General features: G+C 55.4%; 1 rRNA gene (running past one end of the window). It reads right to left on the reverse strand.

The annotated features are described in order from the left end of the window. Positions 1-22: 22 nt before the first annotated feature. Positions 23-1,391: ribosomal RNA gene (locus ABT115_RS30550) — 23S ribosomal RNA — on the reverse strand (it continues 1,825 nt past the right edge of the window).

Raw genomic sequence — 1,391 nt, forward strand, 5'->3', positions numbered from 1 at the left:
AACACAGTGGACGCGAGCAACTGAGGACAAGCCCTCGGCCTATTAGTACCAGTCAGCTCCACCCGTTACCGGGCTTCCACATCTGGCCTATCAACCCAGTCGTCTACTGGGAGCCTTAACCAATCAAGTTGGTGGGAATACTCATCTCGAAGCAGGCTTCCCGCTTAGATGCTTTCAGCGGTTATCCTTTCCGAACGTAGCCAACCAGCCATGCCCTTGGCAGAACAACTGGCACACCAGAGGTTCGTCCGTCCCGGTCCTCTCGTACTAGGGACAGCCCTTCTCAATATTCCTACGCGCACAGCGGATAGGGACCGAACTGTCTCACGACGTTCTAAACCCAGCTCGCGTACCGCTTTAATGGGCGAACAGCCCAACCCTTGGGACCGACTCCAGCCCCAGGATGCGACGAGCCGACATCGAGGTGCCAAACCATCCCGTCGATATGGACTCTTGGGGAAGATCAGCCTGTTATCCCCGGGGTACCTTTTATCCGTTGAGCGACAGCGCTTCCACAAGCCACTGCCGGATCACTAGTCCCGACTTTCGTCCCTGCTCGACCCGTCGGTCTCACAGTCAAGCTCCCTTGTGCACTTACACTCAACACCTGATTGCCAACCAGGCTGAGGGAACCTTTGGGCGCCTCCGTTACCCTTTAGGAGGCAACCGCCCCAGTTAAACTACCCATCAGACACTGTCCCTGATCCGGATCACGGACCCAGGTTAGACATCCAGCACGACCAGAGTGGTATTTCAACGACGACTCCACAACCACTGGCGTGGCCGCTTCAAAGTCTCCCACCTATCCTACACAAGCCGAACCGAACACCAATATCAAACTGTAGTAAAGGTCCCGGGGTCTTTCCGTCCTGCTGCGCGAAACGAGCATCTTTACTCGTAATGCAATTTCACCGGGCCTATGGTTGAGACAGTCGAGAAGTCGTTACGCCATTCGTGCAGGTCGGAACTTACCCGACAAGGAATTTCGCTACCTTAGGATGGTTATAGTTACCACCGCCGTTTACTGGCGCTTAAGTTCTCAGCTTCGCCAACCCGAAAGTCAGCTAACCGGTCCCCTTAACGTTCCAGCACCGGGCAGGCGTCAGTCCGTATACATCGCCTTACGGCTTCGCACGGACCTGTGTTTTTAGTAAACAGTCGCTTCTCGCTGGTCTCTGCGGCCACCCCCAGCTCAAGACGTAAAGCCCATCACCAGGAATGGCCCCCCTTCTCCCGAAGTTACGGGGGCATTTTGCCGAGTTCCTTAACCATAGTTCACCCGAACGCCTCGGTATTCTCTACCTGACCACCTGAGTCGGTTTAGGGTACGGGCCGCCATGAAACTCGCTAGAGGCTTTTCTCGACAGCATAGGATCATCCACTTCACCACA

The organism is Streptomyces sp. NPDC001832 (assembly GCF_040297265.1).
Taxonomy (GTDB): Bacteria; Actinomycetota; Actinomycetes; order Streptomycetales; family Streptomycetaceae; genus Streptomyces.